General features: G+C 35.5%; 21 protein-coding genes, 2 pseudogenes and 1 other annotated feature. Of the genes and pseudogenes, 5 read left to right on the top strand and 18 right to left on the bottom strand.

The window, feature by feature from the left end:
• Positions 1-21: 21 nt before the first annotated feature.
• The gene (locus ACUN0F_RS24540) at positions 22-1,266 is read right to left on the bottom strand and encodes a copper resistance CopC/CopD family protein (protein ID WP_445540349.1); all 1,245 of its coding nucleotides are present in this window, start codon (positions 1,264-1,266) and stop codon (positions 22-24) included.
• Positions 1,267-1,282: 16 nt separating this feature from the next.
• Entirely contained in the window at positions 1,283-2,911 is a 1,629-nt protein-coding gene (locus ACUN0F_RS24545) for a multicopper oxidase family protein (protein WP_445540350.1), read from the bottom strand.
• Between the two features lie 247 nt (positions 2,912-3,158).
• Here ACUN0F_RS24545 and msrA point away from each other — a divergent pair, with 247 nt between their 5' ends.
• Complete coding sequence (msrA, locus tag ACUN0F_RS24550) at positions 3,159-3,695, top strand: peptide-methionine (S)-S-oxide reductase MsrA (RefSeq protein WP_106101461.1); 537 nt, start codon at positions 3,159-3,161, stop codon at positions 3,693-3,695.
• Between the two features lie 163 nt (positions 3,696-3,858).
• On the opposite strand, the gene ACUN0F_RS24555 is transcribed toward msrA, so the two are convergent.
• The 5 genes from ACUN0F_RS24555 to ACUN0F_RS24575 form a co-directional block, all read right to left on the bottom strand.
• Positions 3,859-4,059 (bottom strand): hypothetical protein, encoded by a 201-nt coding sequence (locus ACUN0F_RS24555; protein ID WP_000913387.1) that lies wholly within the window; start codon positions 4,057-4,059, stop codon positions 3,859-3,861.
• 204 nt (positions 4,060-4,263) lie between these two features.
• Positions 4,264-5,160 carry an RCC1 domain-containing protein gene (locus tag ACUN0F_RS24560; protein ID WP_001106789.1) on the bottom strand — a complete coding sequence of 299 codons (897 nt, stop codon included), beginning with the start codon at positions 5,158-5,160 and terminating at the stop codon, positions 4,264-4,266.
• Positions 5,161-5,324: 164 nt separating this feature from the next.
• Positions 5,325-5,966: a FusB/FusC family EF-G-binding protein gene (locus ACUN0F_RS24565; RefSeq protein WP_000387077.1), complete on the bottom strand. Its 642-nt coding sequence runs from the start codon at positions 5,964-5,966 to the stop codon at positions 5,325-5,327.
• A gap of 110 nt (positions 5,967-6,076) precedes the next feature.
• The gene (locus ACUN0F_RS24570; protein WP_445540351.1) at positions 6,077-6,763 is read right to left on the bottom strand and encodes a DUF421 domain-containing protein; all 687 of its coding nucleotides are present in this window, start codon (positions 6,761-6,763) and stop codon (positions 6,077-6,079) included.
• A 156-nt stretch (positions 6,764-6,919) separates the two neighbouring features.
• Positions 6,920-7,183 carry a CD3324 family protein gene (locus ACUN0F_RS24575; protein WP_000878306.1) on the bottom strand — a complete coding sequence of 88 codons (264 nt, stop codon included), beginning with the start codon at positions 7,181-7,183 and terminating at the stop codon, positions 6,920-6,922.
• Between the two features lie 326 nt (positions 7,184-7,509).
• Between ACUN0F_RS24575 and ACUN0F_RS24580 the strand changes: the two genes are divergently transcribed.
• On the top strand, positions 7,510-8,214 hold the full coding sequence (locus ACUN0F_RS24580; protein WP_097857285.1) for a polysaccharide deacetylase family protein: 705 nt from the start codon (positions 7,510-7,512) through the stop codon (positions 8,212-8,214).
• Positions 8,215-8,253: 39 nt separating this feature from the next.
• Here ACUN0F_RS24580 and ACUN0F_RS24585 read toward each other — a convergent pair whose 3' ends face one another.
• On the bottom strand, positions 8,254-9,591 hold the full coding sequence (locus ACUN0F_RS24585; RefSeq protein WP_097857286.1) for a sodium-dependent transporter: 1,338 nt from the start codon (positions 9,589-9,591) through the stop codon (positions 8,254-8,256).
• 300 nt (positions 9,592-9,891) lie between these two features.
• Positions 9,892-10,114: a binding site (T-box leader), on the bottom strand.
• A gap of 221 nt (positions 10,115-10,335) precedes the next feature.
• Here ACUN0F_RS24585 and ACUN0F_RS24590 point away from each other — a divergent pair.
• The gene (locus ACUN0F_RS24590) at positions 10,336-11,970 is read left to right on the top strand and encodes a putative polysaccharide biosynthesis protein (protein WP_445540352.1); all 1,635 of its coding nucleotides are present in this window, start codon (positions 10,336-10,338) and stop codon (positions 11,968-11,970) included.
• Positions 11,971-12,008: 38 nt separating this feature from the next.
• Here ACUN0F_RS24590 and ACUN0F_RS24595 read toward each other — a convergent pair whose 3' ends face one another.
• The 4 genes from ACUN0F_RS24595 to ACUN0F_RS24610 form a co-directional block, all read right to left on the bottom strand.
• Entirely contained in the window at positions 12,009-12,833 is an 825-nt protein-coding gene (locus ACUN0F_RS24595) for a DUF4037 domain-containing protein (protein WP_445540353.1), read from the bottom strand.
• Positions 12,834-12,926: 93 nt separating this feature from the next.
• A complete protein-coding gene (locus ACUN0F_RS24600) occupies positions 12,927-13,439 on the bottom strand; it encodes a GNAT family N-acetyltransferase (protein ID WP_264462568.1) in 513 nt (170 codons plus the stop codon).
• A gap of 77 nt (positions 13,440-13,516) precedes the next feature.
• A complete protein-coding gene (cysK, locus tag ACUN0F_RS24605) occupies positions 13,517-14,434 on the bottom strand; it encodes a cysteine synthase A (RefSeq protein ID WP_000762271.1) in 918 nt (305 codons plus the stop codon).
• A gap of 10 nt (positions 14,435-14,444) precedes the next feature.
• Positions 14,445-15,656, bottom strand: coding sequence for an MFS transporter (locus tag ACUN0F_RS24610; RefSeq protein ID WP_445540354.1), 1,212 nt, complete (start codon positions 15,654-15,656; stop codon positions 14,445-14,447).
• A 511-nt stretch (positions 15,657-16,167) separates the two neighbouring features.
• On the opposite strand from ACUN0F_RS24610, the gene ACUN0F_RS24615 reads away from it, so the two are divergent.
• Positions 16,168-17,523, top strand: coding sequence for an RNA-guided endonuclease TnpB family protein (locus tag ACUN0F_RS24615; RefSeq protein WP_046955084.1), 1,356 nt, complete (start codon positions 16,168-16,170; stop codon positions 17,521-17,523).
• Positions 17,524-17,882: 359 nt separating this feature from the next.
• Here the strand turns inward: ACUN0F_RS24615 and hflX are convergent, their stop codons facing one another.
• Together hflX and ACUN0F_RS24625 are read right to left on the bottom strand one after the other, a co-directional pair.
• Positions 17,883-19,142: a GTPase HflX gene (hflX, locus tag ACUN0F_RS24620; protein WP_000391884.1), complete on the bottom strand. Its 1,260-nt coding sequence runs from the start codon at positions 19,140-19,142 to the stop codon at positions 17,883-17,885.
• A 483-nt stretch (positions 19,143-19,625) separates the two neighbouring features.
• Positions 19,626-19,730 (bottom strand): annotated as a pseudogene (locus tag ACUN0F_RS24625) (cobalamin biosynthesis protein CbiN); the annotation flags it as partial.
• Between ACUN0F_RS24625 and ACUN0F_RS24630 the strand changes: the two are divergent.
• Positions 19,713-20,453: pseudogene (locus tag ACUN0F_RS24630) on the top strand (ketoacyl-ACP synthase III); the annotation flags it as partial. The pseudogenes ACUN0F_RS24625 and ACUN0F_RS24630 overlap by 18 nt on opposite strands.
• An 87-nt stretch (positions 20,454-20,540) precedes the next feature.
• On the opposite strand, the gene ACUN0F_RS24635 reads toward ACUN0F_RS24630, so the two are convergent.
• The 4 genes from ACUN0F_RS24635 to ACUN0F_RS24650 form a co-directional block, all read right to left on the bottom strand.
• On the bottom strand, positions 20,541-21,809 hold the full coding sequence (locus ACUN0F_RS24635) for an MFS transporter (RefSeq protein ID WP_445540355.1): 1,269 nt from the start codon (positions 21,807-21,809) through the stop codon (positions 20,541-20,543).
• A 205-nt stretch (positions 21,810-22,014) separates the two neighbouring features.
• A complete protein-coding gene (locus ACUN0F_RS24640; protein WP_445540356.1) occupies positions 22,015-23,763 on the bottom strand; it encodes an MFS transporter in 1,749 nt (582 codons plus the stop codon).
• A gap of 36 nt (positions 23,764-23,799) precedes the next feature.
• Complete coding sequence (locus ACUN0F_RS24645) at positions 23,800-24,339, bottom strand: PadR family transcriptional regulator (protein ID WP_445540357.1); 540 nt, start codon at positions 24,337-24,339, stop codon at positions 23,800-23,802.
• 175 nt (positions 24,340-24,514) lie between these two features.
• Positions 24,515-25,327, bottom strand: a complete 813-nt coding sequence (locus tag ACUN0F_RS24650) for a polyphosphate kinase 2 family protein (protein WP_445540358.1) — start codon at positions 25,325-25,327, stop codon at positions 24,515-24,517.
• Positions 25,328-25,333: the final 6 nt, after the last annotated feature.

A 25,333-nucleotide genomic window follows, 5' to 3' on the forward strand; every position in this document is an offset into this window, starting at 1 on the left:
ACTCCTATGAACATTATAATTTTAGCTAGTTACAGAATTCACCGGAAACGAAACTTGACTCATCCAAATACCAGCTAATAATACGAGTATAGCTAGAACAATTTCTAAGAGCAATAAACGGCGATTAACTGTTCCGATATCGTTACCCCATGTTTTCGTTTGTCTCCATGCTACAATTGTAATTATACATACAGTAAGAATCTTTATATTTAAAAGGTTCGTCCATATTGAATTAAAATTAAAAAGTACCCAATTCCTCGTCTGTAAAAACACAATTAATTCCCCAGAAAGAAATGCTAGAATAAATGAAATACCAGCAATAATGCTAAAATGCTTACGGAAACGCTTTTGATCAAATGTAATTTTGTATAATGTTGTCCACGCTATAACAAGAGCTAAATAAATAAGTGCTCCTAGCCACACTGCAATACTCATAACGTGGACCATTCTAATTATAACTGCTGCCCAATTTGGATTAGTAATCCACACATGACCTGTGAAAGAAAAACTCACAACAAGAAATCCCCAAACTAGCGCATACCATTCGTTCCCCATATGCTGCAAAGACATAAGAACTAATAATAGCAGTTGAATCATAATAATAACTGAAAATGGCGAATGAATAAGTAAACTTCCCTTCGGAATAACTGACTTATATACTATTAATTCGGCTATTAATCCTACTACAAGTATAGAGAAGAAAATCTTTTTCATATTCTTCATTCTTTGCAATATGGAAGGTAATCTATAACGTTTTACAAACATATCGAGCCACTTTACTCCTGCTCCAATTAAAATCATTCCCTCTACAATATAGCGTAGTGTTACTATCATAACATCTGAAAATACTGAGCCACTCCCACTCGCATTTCCCTCTACCACTACATTAGTTTGTACTTCTTCTCCAATTGAAAAGGGATAGCCTCCCTCACTCGGATGTCCGTCTGCAGATATCATAGACCACCTTACTGTGTAAGTACCATTATTTAAGTTTGGTATTTTCACTTTTATTTTTGTTGGGTTATCTAATATTTCAACCTTTGATACTTGCACTCTCTTTGCACTTGGATCTAGCAGTTCAATATTGACTACATTTCCTGTAACTGGTTCACTAAATTCAAGAATAATCTGTTCCGGTTGTCCTGTCAGAACCTCACCCTCTTTAGGGGTGATTCCTACAACACTTGTATGAGCAAATACACTACTATGAGAAAATAAAAATATACTTACACTTGTTACAATAAATACTATCATTCTATAAAGCATGAAAACCTCCGTATTATTATTCTGGATGATTACCTGAGTGATCTCCGGTAGAAAATGGAGTAGTTACCCCCTCATAATTCATCATCGTATGCATTCCTTTTTCCGCATGAACGAGATGATGACAATGAACCATCCATAGTCCACTATTATTTGCCTCTAAAGCAATTTCATATTCTTCTCCCGGAAAAACATTAACTGTATCTAAGTAAATCGGACTTCCCTCCATTGGTTTACCATTTTTAGAAATAACTTGGAATGTATGTCCATGCAAATGCATTGGATGAATTTCTTCTCCCTTATTTTTAAAGCGAATCTTAACTTTATCTCCTTTCTCTACTTTAATGGGTGGAATATCAGGTGATGTCTTTCCATTAATCGTATACACCCATTTTTCTTGTCCATTTACATCTTTCACACCTTCTGCCAAATCCATATCATAGACCTTTGTAAACTTTGAATCTATCGTAAACTTGCCAACTTCTTTTTCTCCATATTTCGTAAAATCAAACCATGGATAACTCTTTATATCAATAGGTTTTTTCGGCAAAGAACCGTTCCCAATAGTCGCCGTTAACATTCGATTCATTTTCTTAGATGGATCCACATTAATAAGTTTTACACTCGTTGTTTCCGGCATTTTAAAAACAAGGTCATAACGTTGTGCAGCTCCCATCGGAAGAATTGCTTTATCTAGCTCGTCCCCACCTTTTATATCACGACCATCTAATGCGATAATTTGAAATGGCGCCCCAACTAATGTCATTAAATGCGTATTATTCCCAGCATTAATTAAGCGAAGGCGTACTGTTTCACCTGGTTTTGCATCCAATCGTAGTCCCTCACTTGTATCATTTAATGTAAATACATCGTAATCATCTCCATCAGATAAATCTTTGAGTTGATCATTACTTGGCATCATTAACGGGCCTTCTAAAGTTTGCGCCTTTTCATTTCGAATATGATTGCTAGGGTAGCTATCCCAGTCTTTATCTTGTTCGCCATTATGCTTACGGGTTTTTATGGCTCCTGTTTTCCATTCATGGATTGCCACTGTATAATCCTTTTCATATTTTATAGCTGGTTTATTCGGTTCAATAACAATGGTTCCAAATAGTCCCCGCTCCGTTTGTATTGCACTTTTTTGATGTGAATGATACCAATATGTCCCCACCTGATCAGCATTAAATGCGTATGTATATGTTTCACCTGGTTTTATAGCATTTTGCGTAACACCTGGAACACCGTCTACCGCCGCAGGAACATCTAATCCATGCCAATGGATTGTGACGGGTTCTGGCAATTCATTTTTCAAATTTACAACAATACGTTCACCTTGTTTAACTCGAATTTGAGTACCCGGTGATGTTCCATCAAAAGTCCATGCATCTACCTTTTTCCCATTTCCCAAATCTAAACTTGCTACTTTCGCTGTAATATTAAAAGTTTTTGTAACCCTTTTTTTGGCATCTGAATTAGCAATAGATGTAATTGATTCTAAAGTAGATGTTGCATTTGTTAACTTCTTTTTTTCATTTGTACCTGGGTAATTATTCATTAAAAAATATCCAAAAATAACTAACCCTAATAGTAAGCATGCCGCAATCAATATATTTCTTAAATCGCTTTGTATAAATTCCTTTTTCATATTAGTCTCTCTTTCATTTTTTGTTGTAAACTATTAATTTTCATACGTGGATTCATTGACTATCACCTCACATATTCACTTCGATTTACATCATAACACTCAGAAAAAAAGAAACTTTGAAGGAATTTTAAAGACTTTATAAAGAAATATATTTCAATTTTTCTTTACTTCTAAATCTTTTTTATTGCGCAATAAAAAAGATTGTATAATACTATATAAAACATATACATTTAGGAGGATTACAACAATGTCCGAAAAAACATACGAACTCGCAACCTTCGCAGGCGGTTGCTTTTGGTGCATGGTAAAGCCATTTGATGAACTTCCTGGTATTCATAAAGTACTTTCTGGCTATGCAGGTGGTCATGTAGAAAACCCAACATATGAACAAGTAAAAGCTGGTACATCTGGTCATTTAGAAGTTGTACAAATTACATTCGATGCTTCTATTTTTCCATATGAAAAATTACTAGATTTATATTGGCCACAAATCGATCCAACTGATGATGGCGGACAATTCTTTGACCGTGGTCCATCTTATCGCACTGCTATTTTTTATCATAATGAAACGCAAAAAGAGCTTGCTGAAAAATCAAAACAAGCTCTTGCAGAAAGCGGTATGTTTAAAGAGCCAATCGTAACTGAAATTCGCCTGGCTGCACCTTTTTATGAGGCTGAAGAATACCATCAACATTTTTATAAAAAAAATCCGGAGAAATATGCTACTGAGCAAAAAGAATCTGGCCGTGAAGACTTTATAAAAGAAAATTGGCAAAAAAAATAATAAAAATGCATCGTACCTTTTAAGTACGATGCATTTTTATCTTTGAAAAAAGTACCATGCAATAATGAGAACAACCGCTGTCAATGTCCAAAGTGCGATTTCATTTTTCACTCTACTCTTTTTCTTAGTCATTTCCTCTCCTCCTAATAGCAATACAACATATTCAAGATTTCCTTTGTTTAATTGTCCACCTTATATACGTGAATACATCCTTACAAATTCTTATAACAAGACCACCGACGATTCCGATTGCAATTGAAATTACTAACATCTGTACAAAACTAAAAGTAGTTGTGTATGTTATGTAGATAACAATGCACACAAGTAAAACATCCGGTAAAGAAAGCAAAAACTTTTTAAGCATTTCTTCAGCTCTCCTATGCTTTATTTGTAATTTATACTTTCTACTGTAGCTTTGAAATAAAGTTTGTTCCAAAATTCCATTTAGACACTCATTTTATGGAAAAAGAATAAGAACCTCTTTTAAAAAGGGATTCTTATCTACATATTCTATTCCATAATTACTCCTAAACTAGAATAATATTACTAGTGATTTGTTGTGAATTAACTATTTGCCAGGTAATCTGATGTTACGCCAGCTACCTACATCGCATTGACCGTATGTATTATCACCTACTGCTACCACCGTGCCATCTAATTTCAGACCGACCGTATGCGCACACCCCGCCGCTATCGCTACAATATCATGCCAATCGCTTACATTACATTGACCATGCTCATTCCAGCCGACTGCCACCACGGTACCGTCTGATTTAAGTCCGATTGTATGATTCGTACCAGCTGCTATTGCCATAATATCTTTCCAGCTGCCTACATCGCATTGACCAAGTTTATTATTACCCACTGCCATCACTTTGCCATCCGATTTCAAACCAACAGTATGAAGATAACCTGCCGCCAACTCCACCATAGCACTCCATCCACTTACATTGCATTGGCCATATCGATTATTCCCCACAGTCGTCACTGTTCCGTCCATTTTAAGACCAACTGTATGCCAGTCACCCGCCGTGACCGCCACAATATCTCTCCAGCTACTTATATTACATTCTCCTTCTTTATTTCGCCCCACTGCTATTACTGTGCCATCCGGTTTAAGGCCAATGGTACGACGCCACCCCGCCGCAACCGCTACAACATTATGCCAATCGTTTACATCACATTGTTCATGCTTATTCCAACCCACAGCTACCACAGTACTGTCACATGCAAGACCGATTGTATGTGCATTACCCGTGTTCGTCGCCATATGAACATTACCCGCTGCGACTGCTTCAATATCACACCAGCTGCTTACATTGCATTCTCCTTCTTTATTTCGCCCCACTGCTACCACCGTGCCATCCAATTTAAGAGCAACGGTATGACCACGACCTGCCGCTATCGTATCTTTAAGCCACCGTTTCGCTTTTAAAATTTCTTCTTTCGGTGAAATGTAATTCATGTTTTACCTCCTTGCATATAAGCAACTGTATCCAAATAGATATTTTTATCTAATTTTATTATAAATGACCCGACTTTTTTTATAAATTTACGGCTACAAAAGAAGCCTATTACTACTTCTTCAAAAAATAAAAACCTCCAGTTTAAATACTAGAGGTTCCTTCTTTATTTCTTCAATCGTTCAATAAAATCGTTCAATTTATCAAGTGATTTCATATTATGATTACAAGCTACACCATCTTTACAAATATAGTTTCCCTTTTTAACGAAAGTTCCTGGTACATCACCTTTAATTTCAACTAAAAACATCCCAACTTCTTCATGTCCATGACATAATGAACAAATGCTCTTTTTATTTAAACTTTGGAACGTCCCTTGCAGACCAACAAACTTATTTTTATCATTTTTCGCTATAATAAATTTCCTGCTTGACCCTTTATCAATCCAGCTTAAATAAGATAATTCTTTCATGTCCAGTTCTTCCATATCAGGCAGCTTTAACTTCTTCGCTTTAGGAAATAATTTTTTTAATGTTTGTGCTGTAACTTCCTGAAACGGAATGACATACGGATTTATTCTCATTAAGAACGATTCTGCATCTTCTCTATTTTGAACTGTTAATACGGTATCGATTAACTCTTTCTGTTCATCCGTTAAATTCTCAAATACATGTATTATCTTTTCAATCGCAAGTGATTTTAACGCTTGAATGACACCTCTATCATTTGCAGTTGCATGCCCATTTGCTAAAATATAAGCTTGTGATTTTATAAAATTGTATTGATCACTTCTAATAAAAGCTTCCATCTTTATCACTCCATACAAATTGTTGATCTAGTCTTATTGTATACAATGATTCAGCTTTTTGATATGTAAAAGATAACTTAGAAACGAATATTACATACATCGATTATGTTCTATCGCTTCATTTCCTGACAATAGAAACCATCGTCTGTTTTCCATTCAGCATATAATACATCCTCAAATTTAGTAATCCCTCTTTGCTTTATTTGCTTATACAGCCATCCTTCATCAAAACCAGCTTCCCTCAAATTATCTTTCACTACTTTTCCATCACTAATTAATGAAATTGGTAAGTATACAGGCTTATGTTTTAAACTTAAATCATTTATAGTAGGAGATTCATATTTGCTCTTTTTCAGAACGCTTATGTTTCCGTTAGGTTCCAATATCATATATTCAACTTCTCGAATTGAAAAAATATCTTTTTGTTGCCTAAGCATTTGGTGTAATTGATTAATATCTAAATGATTTGAACTTAATTGTTCTCGGTCAATCTTTCCATTACGAATAATAATTGAAGGATACCCTTCAAAAAACCTTCTTGTTCCTCTTATTTTTTGTGTTATCACTTCTATTGAATAAATTAAAATTACCCAAACAAATACTGAATATAATATAGACCACACTTTAATTTTAGGATCATATATTGAATTTCCAACGAGCTCACCAAGGACGATAGCAGAAATAAAATCAAAAGGTGTTAGCTGAGATATTTGTGTTTTCCCTAGTATTTTTGTAGCAATTAATAGAACAAAGAAACCAATTAAAAGCTCTATCGTTATTTGTCCAATATGATTCATAAATGCTCACCTTTCTGCTTTTCACTCAAATATTCTATTTAGTAAAAAAACGGCACATTTTTCTATTATCTTTCCCATTCATACGCAATATATCCAATAGATACAAAGCAAAAAGAGTCTAGTTCAAAATGATATTTGAACTAGACTCTTTTATCTTCATTTAGAGTACACAATCTTTTTAATCGTTTCTCCGGAAAGAAAATGCTCCTCTGCAAGTTGATGAATGGAAATTCCGCTTTTAAACGCTTCTTTAATTGTTTTATTTCTTTCATCTAATTGTTTTCTTCCTCCAGATCGTGTACCCCATTTATAATGTTTCGTTTCTTGTTTTGGAATGTAAATTGTTTCACCTTGTATATACTTTTGAATTTCAGCAATTAAACTTTCTGGTAAAACCGTCGCAGCTTTTACGTATTTCATTTCTGCTCGCCCCTTATTTTTTATGTTTCATTTCAATAAGGTGCAAAGCCAAATATAAAAAATGATACGAGCTCATTTAGGCGATTGTATATTACTTGTCTACCTCACGCAAAGTATCGCCATTTCCATACTTGGCTTTGCATGAGACGCTGCAGTGTCCGGCAATTGAATTATAATCGCCATATAAACACCTCCTAATATACCTTTTGTATTTTATTATATGATAAATTCCTTCCCCTTGCATCCATATCCTTTTTAAAGCATGAAATTACTTAATTTGATATAATACTTTTTAGTCCAATCCAAAAATATAGTGAGGTTGCTTTATGAAAAAGAAAATAATCATTACAATCGTTACATTATTCATTATTACTGTAGCATTATTTGGAACATACAAATTGATGAACGCAAGAAGTTTTCAATTGTTTGGAGATTTAACAAACCGAGTAGAAACAAATGAAAAAGTGATTGCTTTAACTTTTGATGATGGTCCTACGAACAATGTAAAACAAATATTACCGCTACTAGATACATACAATGCAAAAGCTACTTTCTTTTTAATCGGAAATGAATTAGAAAAAAACCTATCGTTAGGAGAATCTATCGTACAATCTGGACACCAAGTTGGAAACCATACATATTCTCATAACAGAATGGTTTTTAAAACACCTTCTTTTATTAAAGAAGAAATAGAAAAAACGAATTCATTCATCCGCCAAACAGGCTATACAGGCGAAATTGATTTTAGACCACCTAACGGTAAGAAGCTAATTGGTCTGCCATATTATTTAAATAAAAACAATATCGAAACAATCACATGGGACCTTGAACCTGATACTTTTTATAAATCTGCTGCTGATAAAATTGAATATGTTAATAAAAATGTAAAACCAGGTTCTATCATTTTACTGCACTCAATGTATGATGAGTCTAATGAAAATTTACAAACCATTGAAGGTATTTTAGACTCTTTATCTAAGAAGGGCTATCAGTTCGTAACAGTAAACGAACTACAAAAAAGAGCAAAATAAAAAGGTAGCGTATCATAAAACGATACGCTACCTTTCTTTTTAAATAATGCCAAGTACATTTAAGAATACGATAATAATCGCAATTGGTGCGATAAAGCGAAGTAAGAATAACCATAATACGAACAGTTTATAGCCTTTATTTTTACTTACACCAAGTTCTTTCATTAATACATCTTTCTTCATTTTCAAAGGAACAAAGATAGAAACTAATAAAACACCAAGTGGCATTAGTACGTTACTAACTGCATAATCCGCTAAATCAAAGACTGTCTTTCCAAAAATCTTCACATCACTTAATATACCAAATGATAATGCTGATGGTACTCCAACAACGAAGATTAATAGCCCTACGATTAAAGCCATTTTTTCACGCTTCCCTTTTCCTTTTGCAGTTAAAGATGCAACGCTAATTTCTAACATCGAAATTGCTGATGTAATAGTAGCAAAGAAGAATAGTAATAAGAAAACGATGAAGAATAATTTTCCAAATGCCATTTTACTGAAAATAGCAGGTAATACGATAAATAATAGCCCCGGCCCTTGAGATGGTTCCATTCCAAATGCGAATACAACTGGGAAAATCGCTAGCCCTGCAAGTAATGTAATCACAAGTGTTAAAGCTACGATAGAAAATGCTGAACGCGGTAAACTTTCTTCTTTCGGTAAGTATGAGCTATACGTTACCATAACGGCTACACCGACAGATAACGAGAAGAACGATTGTCCCATTGCGTATAAAATGACTTCTGATGTTACGTTTGAGAAGTCAGGTTGTAAGAAGAAACGAACTCCCTCTCCAGCACCATCTAACGTAAGTGCACGAACGATTAAAACAAAGAATAAAACGAATAATGCTGGCATGAAATATTTATTTACTTTTTCAACACCATTTTGTACACCTTTACTTACGATGAAAATAGTAATAAGGATGAATAATAGCTGTGATCCAACTGCTAAATACGGATTGGAAATGATTTCACCAAACGTAGCTTCGTATGCTCCATTTCCTTCCCATAGTCTACCTGAAATTGCATTCCATAAGTATAATATAATCCAGCCTCCTACAACACTGTAGAAAGATAGTAGTATGAAACAAGTTACAATCCCCAATTTACCTAACCATGGCCATAATGTTTTTGGTGCGATTTCTCTATACGCATCAACAGCCTCTTTTTGTGTACTTCTTCCGATTACGAATTCAGCTAATAATAGCGGTAAACCAATTAATAATGTGAAACCGATGAAAATAAGGAAGAACGCGCCGCCCCCTCCGATGCCGGCCATATATGGGAATTTCCAAATCGCCCCAAGACCAATTGCTGAACCTGCTGCAGCTAATACGAAACCTAATTTCGATGTCCATTGCTGTGAATTCATTTGTTAATCTCCTCTCTTTATCTGTGTCTGTTTTACAATCCGGTATTTATATTGTTCTATCCATACTCTTTTCTAATACGTTCACTTCCTCCCTAATAATAAAAAACGTCCCTACGTAAATACGTAGGGACGACAAAAATATCGCGGTACCACCCTAGTTATGAAGATACAACAAAGTAAGACCTAAATAAAAAACGTCCCTACGCAAATACGTAGGGACGATAAAATATCGCGGTACCACCCTAGTTATGAAGCCACAACAAAGTTAGGACCTAAACAAAAAACGTCCCTACGTAAATACGTAGGGACGATAAATATCGCGGTACCACCCTAGTTGTGAAACAATCTTCACCACTTTATTTGATAACGGTATAAACTACCGTCTTTCATTTCCTCAAAATATGAGATTTATGAAAGATGCTCCAGGACGAACTTCATGAATAATCTATATACTGATTCACACCAACCATCAGCTCTCTGAAATAGGGAGATATTCACTACTATACCCTTTCATTGCCCAAATATTATTTTCCGAATTGATTACTATCATTTTTATCACACATTAAAAATAGTGTCAACTTATATTTTGAATTTTTATGTATTACATTCTATTTAAAAAATGTAAAATATGACTTTTAAATGAATAATATTAGAATATTTATGTTCCATACTATATTAACTTCTCTAACAGGTTTATAGTAGTATACGATAAATGCAAGACAGCACGAGTAGGAGGAAAGAATTTTGTCTACTTCAAAAGTTTTAAAAGGAACTGCTTTATTAAGCGGTGCGACAATGATTTCACGTATATTAGGTTTTATATACTTCTTCCCTTTTCAATTATTAGTTGGGACGCAAGGGGTCGCTTTGTATGGATATGCATACTCTTGGTACGGTATTTTATTAAGCTTCTCAACAGCTGGTATCCCTATTGCCGTCTCCAAATTTGTTGCAAAGCATAATGCGCTTGGTGATTATAGTACAAGCAAAAAATTATACCACTCTAGCGTAAAATTAATGTTGTTTATGGGCTTTTTAGGGTTTTTAATTTTATTTATTGGAGCACCGTACATATCACAATTTATTATTCGCTCGAAAACGCCAGATCCACAATTTATCGCCGACGTAACACTTACGATGCGAGCATTAAGTTTCGCACTTATTATCGTACCAGCTATGAGTGTTACACGTGGTTATTTCCAAGGATTTCAACATATGAAACCAAGTGCTGTTTCTCAAGTCGTAGAACAAATTGCACGCGTTGTTTTCATTTTAGTTGGTAGTTTTATCGTCTCAAAACTATTAGGGGGTTCAGTCGCCTCTTCTGTTGCAGTTGCTACGTTTGGCGCTGTTATCGGGGCACTTGCCAGCCTCTCTATTTTAATGATGTACTGGAAAAAGTATAACCGATTAAAACCTCCCGAAGGTGAATTAAAATCAAGGGCATCAAATATTCCTTTAAAAAAAATTTATATGGAATTACTTCGATATGCAATCCCAATTGTATTTGTCGGCATTGCAATCCCGCTCTATACGTTAGTAGATCAATATACTGTAGCTGATGTCCTTAGGGCGATGGGAGAGCCTTTAGAAACAGCGAATGCAGTGTTCGCTTATATTACGAACTACGCTCAAAAGTTAATTATGATTCCAGCTTCACTTGCAACTGGATTCTCATTAACGATCATTCCAGCAATAACAAAATCGTATACAAGCGGGAAACTAGAAGAATTACAAGAACAAATTTCAAAGATATTTCAAGTCTTGTTATTCTTCACTATCCCAGCTGCATTCGGCCTTGCTAGCATCGCTTACGATGCATTCCGTATGGTTTATGTAAATCCTGAAATTGCACTTGGTGGATCACAATATTTAATTTCCTTTGCACCTTCTGCTATATTAAGTGCGATTTTCACAGTTTCAGCAGCTATTTTACAAGGAATCGATTATCAAAGAAAAACAATGATTGCATTCTCAGCCGGTATTCTCGTTAAAGTTTTAGTAAATACACCGCTCTTACATTTATTTGGCGGACACGGTGCTGTGCTTGGAACAATTCTTGGATACCTCGTTTCCAATGTTATTATGTTGTACTGCATCGTTAAGTTTGCGAAATTCAAAATTGGTGAGACTGCAAAGACAGTATTTCTTATTACGATTTACTCCGCAGCAATGTCTGCTGTTGTAATTGCATTAAAAGCAATTTTAAAATGGTTAATTCCTGGACAATCTTATATGGAATCACTGCTTATTGTATGTATTTGTGGCGTCGCAGGAGGACTTGTTTACCTTTTATTCGTCCTAACGAGCGGACTTGCTTCACATATTCTCGGTGATAGAATTCAGCGATTACCCGTACTAGGTAAATTAGTCAAATAAAAAGAAGGGATGTAACGCATTGTTACATCCCTTCTTTTTCACTTCGCATATTGAATACGTTTTTGTTGTTCAGTAATATGTAATTCTGGAGCATATTGTCGTACTAAATGTAATAGCTCTTCAATTAACACTTCTAACTCCTGTACACTATACTCCGGTTTCCCTATTAACGTATTCGCCATACGCTCATATAAGTTTTCAGGCTTAATACTCATTCGTTCCACATTATTCGGCATCCATTTAAACGCCGGGTGATGCACATATATTCGGTTTAAACCAAATAAGACCCCAAATATATTTCTTTGAACTTCACAAATAACATCATATAACATAAGCCAGTCTTTTCGTTTTAAAAGTGCCTCTCGATTATGCCAGCGATTGCTTAACCAAAGATTTTCTGAAATCATCTGTTCCGCAAGTTCTTCTGGATATGATACCACTCTATCTTTTAATTCATTCACTTTCTCTTCTCCATACAAACTAACACCATCATGAACGGATGATACGATACATTGTTTTTCATAACTTATATCATATTGATCCACCACATCCGAAATAACTTTCTCTACTGTTTCTGTTAAAAAGTTACTGATTTCTAATTTAATTCCCTCTTTTGTCAAATATGTTTCCGACCATTCTTCTTCCTCATAAGGATGATATGACAAAATCGCTCCACCAATATGATTAATAGGCCCTTTACGATCCTCATCCTCTGGTGGCGTTGACCATAATATATGTAATTCTATATCCGAATGTTCATCTTCTAACTTTCTAGCTACTGAACCTGCTAAAATAATAGCTTCGATCTTCGGATTTCTCCTATAAACCTCCGACATTTCTATCGCTTTCTCTTTTAATCCCACTTCATTTCCCCCTATAATTGCAGTACACCCTTACTTTTTCATTTATCTATTTCGATATTGCGCATTGCATTCCCTTTTCAAATTCCCACTAAATCATATTTTTATCCAATAACGCTGAACAATTTCCCCAGTATGAGAAGAAACTACTTCATTTTCTAAAACACCGCCAACCTTTTGAATCGTTTTAGCCGAAGCAATATTAGCTTTATCGCAAGTTATTAACACTTTCTGTAACCCTAACTTTTGTGCTTCATATAATGCGAGCTTCAATTGTTTTGTCGCGTAGCCTTGGCGACGTTTATTCGGATGAACACTATATCCAATATGACCACTTTCCCGCAATAATTCTTCGTTTAATCGTTGTCTAATATTCACAAAACCTACAAGTTCCCCTTTTTCAAAACTTAAAAATTGACTAGAAGGTACTCGATTACCTTGTAAGTTTTCTCCCAGTTCCTGTTTACTCACTTTTTCAAACCATTCATCAAGTGCAGCAAAATTTTGTAAAGAACTACTGCCATGTGGTTGTTCATCCGCATGTAAAAATGCCTCTCGATACTCCATAATTTGTTCGCTATATTCATTTGTCGGTTTTAATAGTTTCATTGTGTTTCTCCTCTCTTAATATCCTATAACAAACCCCTTAATAGTTCTATTTCACCATTAAGGGGTTTCTATCATTTTTATTCAAATAATCCCATACTTAAATACCGTTCTCCCGTATCAGGTGCAATACATAAAACTTTTTTACCAGCGCCTAATCGTTTTGCTATCATAATCGCTGCGTAAACAGAAGCTCCAGAAGATGGTCCAACTAATAAACCTTCTTGTCTTGCTAAGTTTCTCATTGTCGTTAAAGCCTCTTCGTCTGCAATTTGAATAATTTCGTTATACACTTCTGTATTTAAGTTTTTCGGGATAAATCCTGGACTTGTTCCTACTAATTTATGAGGGCCTGGAACACCGCCTGATAAAACGGGAGATCCTTTCGGTTCTACTACTGCAATATATAAGTTTGGTAGTTTCTCTTTTAACGTTTCCCCAGTCCCTGTAATAGTTCCACCAGTTCCAGCCGTTGCTACGAATGCATCAAGTTCGCCATCCATTTGTTCATAAATTTCAAGTGCGGTCGTATAACGGTGAATATTCGGGTTTGCTGGATTTTCAAATTGTTGCGGAATGAAACTATTTGGTATTTGCTTTTGCAATTCTAACGCCTTCGCAATTGCTCCTGGCATTCTTTGTTCTGCTGGTGTTAATACTACTTCTGCTCCGTATGCTTTCAATAAATTTATACGCTCTTTTGACATATTGTCTGGCATAATTAAAATCGCTTTATACCCTTTCGCAGCTGCATTCATTGCTAAGCCTATTCCTGTATTTCCGCTTGTCGGTTCAATAATTGTATCTCCTGGTTTGATGAGACCATTCTCTTCTGCAACGTGCAGTAAATTATATGCAGCGCGGTCTTTCACACTGCGTGATGGATTAAACATTTCTAGTTTTACATACACATCCGCTGCGTCTTCTGGAATAAATTTAGATAATCGGACGACAGGTGTATCTCCTATTAATTCTGTAACATTTTCACATAATTTCATAGTGCATCCCCTATTCTATCGTTTTCTTATCACTTGGTAATAACCAAGAAGTAAGTCCAATTAATGGTAGACAACTACATAGTAACATAATGAATTGTAGACTATATATGTCAGCCAATTTCCCAAGTACTACAGATCCTAAAGCTCCGAGTCCAAACGCAAGCCCTACAATTAATCCAGATACCATCCCTACTTTTCCAGGAACAAGCTCTTGCGCATAAACAACAATTACACTAAAACTACTTGAACTAATAAAACCGATACATAAAAATAGCGGTACGACCCACATGAGCGAAACGTGAGGTAATAAAAGGGCAAGTGGCGCCGAACCAAGCATTGAAAATACAATAATTGTTTTCTTTCCAAATCGATCTGCTAACGGTCCACCAAAGAAAGTTCCTAATACACCGGCAATCATAAATGCGAATACGAAATACTGGGCATTTTTTATAGATAAACCGTAATGCTCAATTAAGTAAAATTGATAAAAATTCCCTATACCAGCACCGTACCAAGAACGTACAAAAGTAAGAAAAACAAGAAGTATAATAACAAATTTAATATGTGTACTTACTATCGCATTTTCAGCCTCAAGTGCAGCCCTCTTCTTTCTTCTTACAGCACCAGTAGCTAATTCATTCCTATACCAATTTGATACGAAAATTAATAATACAATTCCTACCGCTGCAAAGGCTGTAAAACCTAAAGAGCCAATTTGGCCGAGCGGAACGAAAATTAACGCTGTAAAAATAGGAGCTAGTGAATTCCCTGTATTTCCTCCCACTTGATAAATCGCTTGCGCTAAACCTCGTTTTGCACCGGCTGCCATATAAGCAACACGAGCACCTTCTGGATGAAAGACTGCGGAACCTAATCCGATAAATAAAACAGAAATAATAACAATAATAAAGTTCGGTGCAAATGCAAGTCCAATCATCCCAAGCATACTCGAAAACATACCGAGCGGTAATAAAAATGGTGACGGCTTCTTATCAGAATACATACCAAAAACCGGCTGCATAATCGATGACGTCATATTTAACGCAAACGCAATCCACCCTACTTGCATATAGGATAAATTCATCGTTTTTTCCAAAATAGGAAACAATGCCGGCACAACTGCTTGCATCGAGTCATTTAAAAAGTGACCGAAACTAATCGCAAATAGTATTCGATATATCGTCGGTGTTTCCATTGTATTTTTTTTCGAAACTGCCTGCATATATGAATCTCTCCTTCCTGTACAAAATATATATTTATTACAGCAGGTGTAATAAAGTAAGACTTTAATCTTGATAAATTCTGACTTTTGAAACATTTCTATTCTATACTGGTTTCATTTCTTTTTCCAGAAATATCACTTCTTAAATAATATATTTTTTCTATATGCTTTATCGGGTTTATCCTTTCCGGCAAGAAGACTCCATCTGATTTGTGTTACCGGTGAAACCCAACAATTCAGGTGGAGATGAATTACCGTCAGCAGGTAGGCTGAACTCTTTTGTTTCGCTCATAATAATTTTTGAGGCGAATGTTCGTTTCTTTTTTTCTTACGATATAGTGTAGATAAGGAGGGAATAGATTGTAAGACAACGAAATTAGATAATGATTATCATTCCGCTACTTGGTCCAAAAGGAATTACGATGAAGAATATATTCTTGTTCCATTTCTTTCTACATATTAATTTGTCAAAAGTAATTTTAATGAACTCTCTAAGAAAGGTGGTGAAAAAATGGCTAGAAAGAAAGCAGTAAAAGTATTACGGAAACAAAAGAAAAGAGAAAACATGCAACGATTCACACAGAAACAAAATATCGGACGAGCTTGCCTCACAGCTAAAGAATTTCGTTTATTGCAGCGCATGTCACATAGTTCAAAAGCATTGCGAAATGTTGGATTGTACACCATTAAACAAAGTTATTTGAACGATAATAAAATGGCTACTGTAAAAGAAGTGGACACTGCCATGCAAGCAGATATGAACTACTGGGGTATTCAATCAAACTCTGTTCAAGCGATTCGTAGAACCTTGTTTACAGAAGTAAAGAGCTTTTTTAAAGCGTTGGAACAGTGGAAGAAAAATCCTGAGAAGTTCACAGGTCGTCCGAAGTTTCCAAATTATTCTCGTTCCACTGACAAACGAATTATTGAAATCTATCAAGTGCCAAAAGTGGATGATAATGGGTATTGGATGATTCCAATGAGTGTTGCATTCAGGAAAAAATTCGGTTCCATTGAAATACGTATGCCTAAAAACTTAAGAAATAAAAAAATCTCCTACATTGAGATTGTACCGAAGCAAAAAGGTCGGTTCTTTGAGGTGCATTACACATATGAAATGCACGTTTCTCAAATGAAGAAACTTTCCACGACTACGAGTAACGCTTTGAGTTGCGATTTAGGTGTAGATAGATTAGTAAGTTGCGTGGCAAATACAGGTGATGCATTTTTAATTGATGGGAAAAAACTAAAATCCATTAACCAATACTTCAACAAAATGATACGTAATCTAGGGCAGAAGAATATAGAAAATGGAATTTCCAAACGCGTTGTAACGAATAGAATAGCCGCACTTTGGCATAAACGAGAAAGACAAATAAATGGTTACCTTTCACAAACGGTAGGGTTGTTGTTTAAAAAAGTGAAGGAATGTAGCGTAGATACGGTTGTAGTAGGTTATAACGTTGGTTGGAAACAAAAATCTGATATGGGGAAAAAGAATAATCAAAAGTTTGTTCAAATTCCATTTCAGAAATTGATTGCAGCGATTGAGAATAAATGTATAAAAGAAGGCATCCGATTTTTGAAACAAGAAGAAAGCTATACTTCAAAAGCTAGTTTTCTTGATAAGGATCCGGTTCCAGTTTGGTCTAAAGATGATAAGACTCAGTATCGCTTTAGTGGCAAACGACTCACTCGTGGTCTGTACCAAAGTAAAGCAGGAACATGTATTCACGCTGATATTAATGGTGCGTTGAATACATTGAAAAAATCAAACATTGTAGAATTGGATAAGAATCTTAAAGTGAAAACGCCGATTCTATTAGAAGTGCAAAAACGTAAGGCTGTTGCTTCGCGCATAGCTTAGTGGGTGTGTCAACCATCCATGTGTACTCGACCTGTCGGGGCTTGTAGCACACGCCAGATTCACCTGAGTGGTGGCTTCTTCCACAAGGAAGAACTGCTCTTTTTCGAAAGGGTGGTGCAAGTGGGAAAACAATCATTCGTTGCCAGTACCAACCAAAAACATACTTGGGGTGTTACCATAAGGTGGCATGAATGCTAGAGCGTCAACTGTCTAGTGATAGACCGAAAAGACCTAGTATTATAACTCAAGCCCCCACTGAAACGCTTTATCTCAGTGGGGGTAGTTGACTCTTATAAGTGGGCCTCTATTACAGAATAAGAAAAAGGCGATTCTAACATATATTAGGATCGCCTTTTTTATTAAATCGCAAAACGCTTATACTTTTCGTAATCACTCGTCTTACATTCTACTTCTAGTTTCGTACCTTCGTTTTCATAACTCGTAGATAAAACGTGCGCATGATTATTGAAATAAGAAACTACCTGTCCTTGATCATACGGAATTAACATTTCGCACTTCGTATACTCTTTATAAATGTGTGAGCGAATCATTTCGACAAGCTCTTCTATTCCAATATGTTTCTTCGCCGATAAATAAACGCGTTCTTCTTGTACTTTCGGAATTTCAACATCTACCATATCTGATTTGTTATAAGCATAAATGGTCGGAATGTTTTCAACCCCAATTTTCTTTAACGTTTCATTTGTAATATCAATTAACTGTTCATAATTTGGATTAGCGTAATCTACAACATGAATAAGTAGGTCCGCTTCCGCTACTTCTTCTAGTGTGGAACGGAACGCTTTTACAAGGTGATGCGGTAATTTACTTACAAATCCAACTGTATCTGTTAATAAAAATGATTTGTTATCTGGCAAATCAATATTTCGCACAGATGTTTCTAACGTCGCGAATAACATATCTTTTTCAAATACTTGTTTTTCTTCTGTACCATTATAAATTTCAAGCATCGCATTCATCGTCGTTGATTTTCCTGCGTTCGTATAACCTACTAAAGCTACAACAGGAACTTCATTTTTCTTACGCTGCTTTCGCTGCGTTTGACGCTGGGCAACAAGTGCTTCTAGGTCTTTATTTAAAACTGAAATCTGTTCTTCAATTTTACGACGATCTAACTCTAATTTCTTCTCACCGACACCTTTATTTTTCGTACCAACTCCGCCGCTCTGTCTTCCTAATGATTCACGAAGCCCGATTAAACGAGGCATCATATACTGAAGATGCGCTACCTCTACTTGCAACTGTGCTTCTTTCGTTTTCGCACGTTGCGCAAAAATATCTAAAATTAATATGGTACGATCAATAACTTTACAATCTAAATCCGCTTCTAAATTTCGAATTTGTGAAGGAGATAATTCGTCGTTAAAGATTACCATATTCGCATCTACTTCATTTACATACGCTGCTACTTCTTCAATCTTTCCTTTTCCAATATAATGGGAAGGATTTACTCGTTGTAAATTTTGCGTCACTTGCCCAATTACCTCTACATCACAAGCTTCTGCAAGGTTTGTTAGCTCTTCCATTGAATATGCAAAATCATCTTCATTACCTAAATTTACTCCAACTAAAACTGCTCTTTGTAATAATTCTTCCATATATTTATTCCTCCATTTCGATTACGTAAAATAAAAAACACAGGTTACTGCCTGTGTTTTCGTAAACGGATAAGGGTTCACCAAAGAAACAGGAGAAAGCTATACTTTCATCCTATCTCATAGTCAATAAGTCCCAAAATCATATACGTATCCACAATAAGTGTTCACCTATACGATCCCATTCTATTTATAAAGGCAAAACAAAAAGAGGGCGTATTCGTCCCTCCCTCTTTTTCACATATAAGCTTAATAAAGGGTTCCTTTAAAATAGGCAGACCAATCCCGTTCACTCTGCACACAGACAGAGCCTTTGAGCGCTATTCAATTATTGGCACAAAGTATTGAGACGTAATCTGATTAAGATCAAAGGAAGCCCCTCCGTTCATTTTAAGTTACATAAAGTGTAGCATAAGTAATTCGCTTTCACAAGATTAAACAACCTATCTCACGCTAAAGAAATTCTTTATATTTTTACTTTAAGCGTCATTTTTTGCGCGTTCTTCTTACAATAAAAATCACAAGAGCTACTATTAGTAACAGGCCTATAGAAAGGGTAACAACTTGCCACCAACTGAAACCGCTGACTATGTTTTTCCGAGTGTCGCGTGTCAAATACAACAACACTTCAGCATACCTCATACAATAGCATTTGATTTAAATGCAACTTGCGCTGGTTTCACATATGGCCTGCACGTCGGTAATAGCTTAATCACTTCTGGATCACACAAAAAAGTACTTGTCGTAGCGGCAGAGACATTATCTAAAGTTACTGATTGCACCGATAGAACGACTTGCATTTTATTTGGCGATGGTGCTGGAGCTATTTTATTAGAAAGAGATGAAAACAAACCAAGCTTTGTCGCTGCTCACATGGGAACAAATGGGCACGGTGGGATTCATCTATACCGAACAAACTTATCTACTACTATGAATGGCACACCACTGCAAACAAATGAAAAAATCGTTCAAAACGGGAGAGAAGTATATAAATGGGCAACTCGTACAGTGCCAGCAGGTATAAAAGAACTATTACATACCGCAAATATGCAAATAGATGATATAGACTGGTTCATACCACACAGTGTTAACTTACGAATGATTGAATCTATTTGTGAGAAAACCGAAATTCCAATTCAAAAAACTTTAACAAGTGTAAAACACATGGGAAATACATCTTCGGCTTCCATTCCACTCGCTCTGGACTTAGCTAGGAAAGAAGGAAAATTAAATAACGGAGACACACTTTTACTATACGGATTTGGCGGTGGTCTTACGCATTTAGGCCTTATTGTGGAGTGGGATTTAAACTAACATTTTTCTTTTATACAACTAACTACAAAAAAGCAGCATCCAAAGATTGGTTACCCCACTTTGAACGCTGCTTCTACTCTCTTAATTTTATTTACCTGTCCGAGCCCATATCACAACAGGAATAAGCATGAAAGCTAATACTCCTCCTGCTAATGACAATGCCGCATAACTTGAATTCGCCACTACCATACCTGACATCGCTCCGCCTGAAGCTCCAGCTAGCGCAATAAACACATCTATTTTCCCTTGTGTTTTTGCACGTGTGGAAGGTATAGTTGCATCAACAATTTGAGCCGTTCCACTTATTAAACCGAGGTTCCATCCTAATCCAAGTAAAGATAAAGCAACAATTAATAGTATTAAAGAATCACTCGGCGCTATTGCAGATATGACACCTGCTGCTAGTAAAATTACTCCGCCAGCTATACTCATCGTAGTTCTTCCAATTTTATCAATTAACATTCCTGTAACGAGAGATGGAAGATACATTGCACCTACATGAAAACCAATCACAAGTCCTACTGCACTTAATCCATGACCGTGATGCCCCATATGAACTGGAGTCATCGTCATAATCGCAACCATCACGATTTGTGTAAGTATCATTACAATAGCTCCAACAGTAATACCTCGTTTATTTTCTGTCGCTTCTTCTATTACTGCTTGCCCTTTATATGTATGCTCTTGTTTATATGTTTCTATCATATTAGCAATAAGTAACGGATCTGGACGAAGCATAACAAATAGAACAAGACCAGCTAGTATAAATGCTGCTGCCGATAATATGAACGGACCAGCAAGTTCAGGAATTCCAATTGAATGAGCAAACCTTCCCATTACACCTACTAAATTCGGACCTGCGACTGCACCAAAAGTCGTCATTACCATCGTAATACTAATAGCAGTTGCTCTTTGCTTCTTATTCGCTAAATCCGTTCCAGCATAACGCGCTTGTAAATTCGTAGCTGTGCCCGCGCCATATATAAGTAAAGAAACTAGTAAAAGAATAATACTATTTGTTAAAGCTGCCACCACAACTCCAATAGCCCCTAGTCCACCTACTATAAAACCTCCTGCAAGCCCTATGCGGCGACCATGTTTTTGTGATAACTTCCCAACAAAGAAAGCCGCTACCGCAGATCCCATTGTAAACATAGCAGCTGGTAATCCTGCATATGCATCTGTCCCAAGCATTTGCTGCGCAAGAAGTGCACCTACTGTAATTCCAGCAGCTAACCCTGCTCCGCCGAACATTTGTGAGATGCTGACGATTATTAACGTTCGTTTGTATAATTTTTGTTGGTCTTCTTCTGTATATATGTGATTACTTTTTAAAGCCCCCGCCTCATCTAACAATTCCTCATCCTCCCTTTGAAATAAAATCCCCTTGTTAATGTATTATGTTTTACATTACATATACAACGACATTTTCTATTCGTTTTTTTCATTCTAAAAACTTACTAACCATAGACTACTTATCTCATGCTATATTAAAAATACTACTATTTACAATATGCAAGGAGAAAACAATAAAAAAACAGGCTGCTATTAGCCTGTTTTTTTACGCTTCCTCTACTACCCTTTTCCTTCTCCCTTTACTCAAAGCCTTTCCTTCCCAAAATAACAAACTTACTAACGCAAAAACTAAGATAATCGGCACACTTACTTTATATAAATCTGTAAAACTCATTGCCATCTGATTTTGAGCATAGTGATTCACATCATTCGAAAATGCGAGTACCTCTTTCTTTATACTTTCCTCTTGTTTTTCAACTTCTTTTGTCACTTGATTCATAACTTCTTCTCTTTTTACATCTCTATATTCTACTGGAATTCCTCTTAATACTTCATCCACTTTTTGGTGAATTAATGCATCTTTTTTCTCTTTATTTAACCCTACAAATGTTTTATTTTGATGCTTTTCTACACTTGGTTCTATACTTTGGTTCTCTATTTTTTCTTTTGTTACTTGCAGTATTTCAGCTTGCTGTGAGCTATCCACATGAATATTATGCACTTTTTTTTCTGCATAACGATATACATTCTCTTTATTTACAGCTAAATTGTGCGTTAAGTTAGATACAAATATTGCAACTGCTAATACAATTCCTACTTGCCGCAACATTGAGACAACACTTTGAGAAGCAGTTAATAATTCCCCTTCAAACGAAGAAGCACTTAAAACTGTAATTGGACCTACTACTAAACCATACCCAACACCTAATATCATACATGGAATAATAATTTCTATATTTGTTGAATTAACATCAATCATTTGCAACCAATAATAAGATAAGCCCATAACAAGAAAGCCTGACAAAATAATAGTTACCTTTCCGAGTTTTTTAATTAAAGTTGCTGCAACTGGTGAGACAAAAAATATCATTGCTGAAATAGGTGTCACTAAAAAAGCTGCTTCAATTTCCGTTCGGCCTTGTATTTTCGTCAAGAACGTCGGAAGCAATACAGTAACTCCAATTAAAAATAAATTACTTAATATGATAACGATAGACGCTCCGACAAACATTCGATCTTGAAATAACTTTAAATTCACCATTGGATTATGAATCTTTCGTTCTACTAAAACAAATAGAATAAGAGAAATAGTGCTAATTGCATAACAAGAAAAAGCAATATTACTTTGCCATCCCCATGTATTGCCTTTTACTAATATGAGAGTAAAAGAAAAAATTGCTGTGCTACTTAATAGTAGTCCTACCCAATCTATTTTTGAAATAATACGTTCTTCATTTTTTATTTGCAGCATAACGCAGCATAAAATGATTCCAAGAATACAAATTGGAACATTTACGAAGAACACCCATCTCCAACCGAAATTTTGTGTAATAATTCCACCTATTACTGGTCCCATTGCAGCTGATAGTCCTTGTGTTACCCCTAAAATTGCAAGTGCAACATGCCTCTTTGCTAATGGCATTGCTGATACGCCGATTACCATACTTGTCGGAAATAAAATTGCCGCACCAATACTTTGTATAAAACGAGAAAAGATAAGAAAATCGCCCGTATTAGCAAAAGCACAAAGCACTGATCCACCACCAAAAATTATCAAACCAAGAATATACATCTTTGCTTTCCCAAAAATATCAGCTATCCTTCCTAGTGGAATGGCTAGTACTGCAATCGTCATCGTATAAACATTTAATATCCAAGACATCTTTTCTAATGAAGTATTTACACTCGTTTGTATGGCTGGTAAAGCTATATTCATAATTGTCGTATCAATCATACAAAGAAATATACCTAAGCACATTAAAAAGACAATCTTAATACCCTTTGATTGCTCCATGTTCATCTACCCCTTTATTTATTATGAACGTGTTTTTCATTCTTCCGTTTTATTGTGTTTTTTTACTTCTAGTTGCTCTAGTTTTCTTTTCAACGTCTCTACTTGAGCACTATACGATGCGATACCTACATCTAGTGAAATTTCTTCAACAAAAGTAATACCTTCTCTCCACTTTTCATATTTCAAACGAAGATCCGCAATATATGCTTCTTTCCTTTCAATTTCGTCCGCAATCCATTTTTTTATTGCCTTGTCATCGCTATAATAACCGAAATACATCCTCATTAAAAAATCTGAACGTAAAACATCTTTCTCTACATCTGTTTGCATGTACTGATAAAACTCTTCACGCCCTTCATCTGTAATAAAGTACATTTTCTTATTCGGTTTTCCTTCTTGCATAATAACCTCTTTCTTTATTTTCCCCTCTTTTTCCAACTGTCGTAACGTTGGGTAAATCATTCCAAAACTCCCATCAAAGAAATGAGTAAATACGTCTTCAAACACAATTTTAATATCATAACCAGACATTTTTTTTCCCATTAACAAGCCTAAGACAACATCTCTTCCCTTCAAAATAAAACCTCCATACTGTATATAATCAATAATTATATTAACATTGTTAATATAATTATTGATTATATACCTCATTCCGTTAATTGTAAAATGTTTCTAAATAAAAACACCCTGTAAGTTTATTATCTAAAATTACAGGGTGGCTCTACTTTATATTTCATATACAAACTTTGTACTATTTTACAACTTCATCTTGATTAGCTTCAAAACCTTCTGTCTTACCCTCTTTCATTTCATAATAATACGAAGGTAATTCTATATTATGTTCTAAAAGGTAATCCTCAATCAATGCAATAATCACTTTCAATGTTTTCAAACGTGCGTATAATTTATCATTGCTTTCAATAATATGCCATTTCGCATTTAGCTTACTTGTTTTTTCAAACATGTCTTCCATTGCTTCAACATACTCATCCCACTTTTCACGGTTACGCCAATCTTCGTCTGTAATTTTCCATCTTTTTAAAGGATTGTTCTCTCTATCTTTAAACCTCTTTAATTGTTCATCTTTACTAATATGATAGAAAAACTTCCCGATTATATAATGATCATCTGTTAATAGTTTTTCAAAATCATTAATCTCATCATACGCTCTCGTCCACTCTTCCTTTGTAGCAAAGCCTTCAACACGCTCAACTAACACACGGCCGTACCATGAGCGATCAAAAATAGTAATTTGCCCGTACTGAGGTAGTTTCCGCCAGAAACGTTGCAAGTAATGGTACCGTTTTTCATGAGGTGCTGGTGCTCCGATTGGATTTACTTGAAACCCGCGCGGATCAAGATGTTCCGTCACTCGCTTAATCGCTCCGCCTTTTCCAGCCGCATCCCAGCCTTCCATAACGAGCATAACTGCGATTTTTTCTTCTTTTACAATTTGCTGTAGTGCTAATAAACGTCTTTGGTATTTTTCAAGTTTCTTATTATACTTAGATTTCGATTCTATTTTTTTCATTAAATCTACTTTAGCAAGATATCCATTTTCCATAAAACA

This window comes from Bacillus sp. 1A, from assembly GCF_052682215.1.

Excerpts from the sequence above, each read along its gene's own strand:
- ACUN0F_RS24540 (WP_445540349.1), bottom strand. The coding sequence starts at position 1,266 with ATGCTTTATAGAATGATAGTATTTATTGTAACAAGTGTAAGTATATTT.
- ACUN0F_RS24545 (WP_445540350.1), bottom strand. The coding sequence starts at position 2,911 with ATGAAAAAGGAATTTATACAAAGCGATTTAAGAAATATATTGATTGCG.
- msrA (WP_106101461.1), top strand. The coding sequence starts at position 3,159 with ATGTCCGAAAAAACATACGAACTCGCAACCTTCGCAGGCGGTTGCTTT.
- ACUN0F_RS24555 (WP_000913387.1), bottom strand. The coding sequence starts at position 4,059 with ATGCTTAAAAAGTTTTTGCTTTCTTTACCGGATGTTTTACTTGTGTGC.
- ACUN0F_RS24560 (WP_001106789.1), bottom strand. The coding sequence starts at position 5,160 with ATGAATTACATTTCACCGAAAGAAGAAATTTTAAAAGCGAAACGGTGG.
- ACUN0F_RS24565 (WP_000387077.1), bottom strand. The coding sequence starts at position 5,966 with ATGGAAGCTTTTATTAGAAGTGATCAATACAATTTTATAAAATCACAA.
- ACUN0F_RS24570 (WP_445540351.1), bottom strand. The coding sequence starts at position 6,763 with ATGAATCATATTGGACAAATAACGATAGAGCTTTTAATTGGTTTCTTT.
- ACUN0F_RS24575 (WP_000878306.1), bottom strand. The coding sequence starts at position 7,183 with ATGAAATACGTAAAAGCTGCGACGGTTTTACCAGAAAGTTTAATTGCT.
- ACUN0F_RS24580 (WP_097857285.1), top strand. The coding sequence starts at position 7,510 with ATGAAAAAGAAAATAATCATTACAATCGTTACATTATTCATTATTACT.
- ACUN0F_RS24585 (WP_097857286.1), bottom strand. The coding sequence starts at position 9,591 with ATGAATTCACAGCAATGGACATCGAAATTAGGTTTCGTATTAGCTGCA.
- ACUN0F_RS24600 (WP_264462568.1), bottom strand. The coding sequence starts at position 13,439 with ATGAAACTATTAAAACCGACAAATGAATATAGCGAACAAATTATGGAG.
- cysK (WP_000762271.1), bottom strand. The coding sequence starts at position 14,434 with ATGAAATTATGTGAAAATGTTACAGAATTAATAGGAGATACACCTGTC.
- ACUN0F_RS24610 (WP_445540354.1), bottom strand. The coding sequence starts at position 15,656 with ATGCAGGCAGTTTCGAAAAAAAATACAATGGAAACACCGACGATATAT.
- ACUN0F_RS24615 (WP_046955084.1), top strand. The coding sequence starts at position 16,168 with ATGGCTAGAAAGAAAGCAGTAAAAGTATTACGGAAACAAAAGAAAAGA.
- hflX (WP_000391884.1), bottom strand. The coding sequence starts at position 19,142 with ATGGAAGAATTATTACAAAGAGCAGTTTTAGTTGGAGTAAATTTAGGT.
- ACUN0F_RS24640 (WP_445540356.1), bottom strand. The coding sequence starts at position 23,763 with ATGGAGCAATCAAAGGGTATTAAGATTGTCTTTTTAATGTGCTTAGGT.
- ACUN0F_RS24650 (WP_445540358.1), bottom strand. The coding sequence starts at position 25,327 with ATGGAAAATGGATATCTTGCTAAAGTAGATTTAATGAAAAAAATAGAA.